General features: G+C 46.6%; 2 protein-coding genes. Both read left to right on the plus strand.

Annotated elements, in window-relative coordinates; genetic code table 11:
- Window positions 1-372 precede the first annotated feature (372 nt).
- The gene (gene cobN / locus LC574_RS26695) at window positions 373-4,581 is read left to right on the plus strand and encodes a cobaltochelatase subunit CobN (RefSeq protein WP_229456639.1); all 4,209 of its coding nucleotides are present in this window, start codon (window positions 373-375) and stop codon (window positions 4,579-4,581) included.
- Window positions 4,582-4,590: 9 nt separating this feature from the next.
- Window positions 4,591-4,858: peptidoglycan-binding protein (locus tag LC574_RS26700; protein ID WP_368736737.1), on the plus strand; the 268-nt coding region annotated here is incomplete at its 3' end.

The following is a 4,858-nucleotide window of genomic DNA, read 5'->3' on the forward strand; positions in this document are numbered from 1 at the left end:
TATAGCGGTTCTCGGTTGAGTTAGGTACAAGAACCCACCCCCATCCCCTCTCGAAAAGCAAAGCTGTTTCATTCACTCATTGGCTCAAAAAAGACTTGTGTTGTAAACGAAAGTACTTGTGTTCTGAACGAAAAGACTTGTGTTGTAAACGAAAGTACTTGTGTTCTGGACGAAAGTACTTGTGTTCTGGACGAAAATACTTGTGTTCTGAACGAAAGTACTTGTGTTCTGAACGAAAGTACTTGTGTTCTGGACGAAAGGACTTGTGTTCTGGACGAAAGGACTTGTGTTCTGGACGAAAGTACTTGTGTGTACACCGTAGGTTCTTCGAGAGGGGACTATGATGTACCTTATGTGATTAGGAAAGGCTATATGCATCGTACAAGTAGCATATCGGGTGGATGGAATCAGTCAGAGGGCTTAATTTTTCTAGAACAAACTCCAGCGCCTTTCCTGTTGATTACGGCTGCTGATACCGACATTCAAACCTTGGCAGCTGCGGTGACAAAATTACCTACAAGCTTTCCTGCATTAAGAGTAGCCAATCTGTTGCAGTTACAGCAACAGTTAAGTATAGATACTTATGGGGAGCAAGTTTTGGAACTTGCCCAAGTAATTATTTTGCGCCTGTTAGGAGGACGTTCCTACTGGAGTTATGGTTTAGAGGTAGTGCAAGAAATTGTGCAACGTAATGGTAAAACCCTCATTGTAATGCCAGGGGACGATGCTTTTGATCCCGACTTAATTTCTCAGTCTACCGTGCCTGTGAGTATTGTGAATCAGGTATGGCAGTATTTCAGCGAAGGCGGCGTAGAAAATTTCGTTAATGCTCTGCAATTTATCTCTGACACTTGCCTGTTAACTGCATACAATCCCCCGTTACCCCGGCCGATTCCGCGTGTGGGATTGTATGAGTGGGGAGTGGGGAGTGGGGAGTGGGGAGTGGGGAGTGAGGATGAGGGGGATGAGGGGGATGAGGGGGATGAGGGAGAGTTAGAATCTTGTTCATCCACCTCGGAACTCCGTTCATCCACCTCAGAACCTCGTTCATCCACCTCGGAACCTTGTTCATCCACCTCGGAACCTCGTTCATCCACCTCGGAACTCCGTTCATCCACCTCAGAACCTCAAATCTCCCAATGCCCAATGCCCTATGCCCAATGCCCCATACCCAAAATCGGCATCCTTTTCTACCGCGCTCATTATTTAGCTGGAAATACTAAGGTCATTGATGCTTTATGCGAAGCTTTGGTACAGAAAAATTTACAACCAGTGCCAGTGTTTGTTTCCTCATTGCGTGAACCTGATGTGCAAGTTGAGTTGAGTGAATTTTTTCAACCCAAAGAAGCTGAATCAATAGCTGTGCTGCTGAATACCACCAGTTTTTCTCTAGCACGCTTGGAAAGCGAAACACCCCAAACTGAACTATGGGAAACATTAGATGTGCCTGTGTTGCAGGTAATCCTCAGTGGCGGATCAATTGAGCAGTGGGAGTCACAGTTTCAAGGGCTTTCTCCCCGCGATATTGGGATGAATGTGGCGCTACCTGAAGTAGATGGGCGGATTATTACTCGTGCTGTGTCTTTTAAAGCCGTACAAACTCGTAATCCCCATCTAGAGACAGATGTGGTAATTTATGAACCAGTAAGCGATCGCATTGAGTTCGTTGCTAAACTAGCAGCAAATTGGGCGCGTCTACGTTCCAAACCCCCCCAAGAACGGCGAATTGCTTTAATTTTGGCAAACTACCCCAACCGGAATGGCCGCCTTGCTAATGGTGTAGGACTCGACACCCCAGCTAGTTGTGTAGAAATCCTGCAAGCTTTACATCAGGCTGGGTATGAAGTAGAAAATCCACCTGCTCAAGGAGACGAGTTGATTCAACGGCTGACAGATGGCGTAACCAATGATCCAGAAGCTCAAGAATGGCTTCCAGTACACCAAAGTGTTTCTTGGGAAGAGTATCAAAAGTATTTTGCTTCTTTACCGCCAGCAGTTCAGCAAGGTATCAGTGAACGTTGGGGAGTGGGGAGTGGGGAGTGGGGAGTGGGAGAACAAGGGAGCAATCAAGAATTCTTCCCCTCTGCCCCTCTGCCCCCCTGCCCCTCTGCCTCTTTCCCCGTTCCCGGAATTCAACTCGGCAACGTTTTTGTGGGAATTCAACCACCAAGAGGTTATGATGATGACCCCAGTTTGAATTATCATGCACCGGATTTAGAACCAACCCATGCTTATTTAGCTTTCTACTATTGGGTAAGAGAATGTTTTGGTGCTGATGCTGTAGTTCATGTGGGAAAACACGGAAATCTAGAATGGCTACCGGGTAAAAGTGTGGCTTTATCCAGTAATTGTTATCCAGAAGTGGCTTTCGGCGCACTTCCCCACCTGTACCCGTTTATTGTCAATGATCCTGGTGAAGGTTCCCAAGCCAAACGTCGCGCTCAAGCGGTGATTATAGATCATCTCACGCCGCCAATGACTCGTGCGGAACTCTACGGTTCTTTGCAACAGTTAGAAAATTTAATTGATGAGTATTATGAAGCGGACAGTTTAGATCCTTCGCGTTTGCCAGTGATTCGCGATCGCATCCACGAACTGGTGATCAAAGAAAATCTCCATCTAGATTTAGGAATCCAAAATGAAGAAATTTTGAATACTTCGGCTACGCTCAGTACAAGTTTTGAATTTTTAATTTTGAATTCCATAGGTGGCTATCTTTGTGAATTGAAAGAAGCCCAAATCCGCGATGGGTTACACATTTTTGGGCAATGTCCCCAAGGAAGGCAACTGCGAGATTTAATAGTAGCGATCGCTCGCATACCCAATCGCCACTCTTCAAGTATCACCCGTGCCATAGCTCAAGATTGGGGACTAGACTTCGACCCCCTCACAGCAGATTTGTCAATGCCTAGTGGTAAATGGTCAGTAGTCAATGGCACAGAATGCCGTACCCTCGGTGATATCGTCGAAGTCCTAGAAGAACACGCCGCCCTCTTAGTAGAACAACTCATAAATCAAAACTCAGAATTCAGAATTCAGAATTTAGAATTTAGAAATCAGGAATCTTGTACAGACGCGATTCATCGCGTCTCCCCCCCCAGCACAGACGCGATGAATCGCGTTTCTACCTGGATACGCGATCGCCTGCTTCCAGCTTTACAACAAACCCCCCAAGAAATCACCCACTTATTACACGGACTCGATGGCGGTTACGTCCCCAGCGCTCCATCTGGCGCACCCACGCGTGGCCGCCCAGAAGTTCTACCAACAGGAAGAAACTTTTATTCTGTCGATATTCGCGCCATTCCCACAGAAACAGCTTGGGATATCGGTAGAAAAGCTGCTGAAACCCTCGTTGAATATTACACACAAGAACATGGTGAGTATCCAAAAACACTAGGCTTATCATTGTGGGGAACAGCCACCATGAGAACAGGCGGTGATGATATTGCCGAAGCCTTAGCTTTACTCGGAGTCCAACCTGTATGGGATGGTGCAGCGCGGCGAGTAGTGGATTTTGAAATTTTGCCCTTGGCGATTTTGGGGCGTCCCCGTGTAGATGTCACCTTGCGAATTTCGGGATTCTTCCGGGATGCTTTTGGCAACTTAATTGATTTATTCGCTCAAGCAGTATCAGCAGTGGCAGACTTAGATGAACCGCCAGAACAAAATCCCCTAGCAGATACAGTTCGCCAAGAAACTGATTTGTGGACAAGCCAAGGATTAACTTTAGAAGCAGCAGTGGTGCGATCGCGCGATCGCATCTTTGGTTCTCGCCCAGGTGCTTACGGCGCAGGACTCCAAGGTTTAATCGAATCCCAAAACTGGACAGATGACCAAGATTTAGCCCGCGCCTACATCAACTGGAGTTCTTACGCCTACTCATCGGGAGCAGAAGCAGGGAAGCATACTTCGACTGCGCTCAGTAACCGGGAGAGCAGGGGAGCAGAACTTCTTCCTAACTCCCAATGCCCCATGCCCAATGCCCCATGCCCCATGCCCAATACCGAAACCTTCAAGCAACGCTTATCCCAAATGCAAGTTGTCCTGCACAATCAAGATAACCGTGAACACGATCTACTAGATTCTGATGATTATTACCAATTTCAGGGTGGCTTAACTGCGGCGGTGCGTTCTCTACAGGGGAAAAATCCCCAAACTTATTTTGGTGATAATTCTATACCCGCTAAACCACGAGTCCGCCAACTCAAAGAAGAAATCGCGCGGGTGTATCGTTCTCGCGTAGTTAATCCCAAGTGGATTGCAGGAGTCATGCGCCACGGATACAAAGGAGCCTTTGAAATGGCGGCGACGGTAGATTTTTTATTCGCCTATGATGCAACAGCTAAATGTGTCGAAGATTATATGTATCAAGGCATAGTAGAAGCTTACTTGCTCGATCCAGTAGTCTCGGAATTTATTCAAGAAAAGAACCCTTATGCACTGCGCGATATTGCAGAAAAATTATTAGAAGCACACAAGCGCAATTTATGGGAGGATGTAAATATAGGAACATTAGAAGCTTTGAGGAACCTAGTACATCAAGCTGAAGCAGTGATCGAAGAAAAATCAATGGTGTAGGAAACAAATATGGAAAATCTTGCGTATTTGCACCTAGCTTTCGCCTACGAAGACAGCACACCCAGTGAATTGGTCTCCCTCAGTTCTTTGTTTAAGGACGCAGCTGCACCAGACTGGAAACGGCTTTCAGGTAGGGCTTGGAAGTATATGTTGCCCCTTGCTTTGTCTTTATCTATTCTTGGCGCCCTTAACAGCGTCATGGCACTGGAAAAAGGCGATCAAGGCCCTTCTGTCAGAAATCTACAACAACAGTTAAAACGAGCAGGTTTTTACCAAG

Source organism: Nostoc sp. CHAB 5715 (assembly GCF_020829685.1).
GTDB lineage: Bacteria > Cyanobacteriota > Cyanobacteriia > Cyanobacteriales > Nostocaceae > Nostoc.

Excerpts from the sequence above, each read along its gene's own strand:
- cobN (WP_229456639.1), top strand. The coding sequence starts at position 373 with ATGCATCGTACAAGTAGCATATCGGGTGGATGGAATCAGTCAGAGGGC.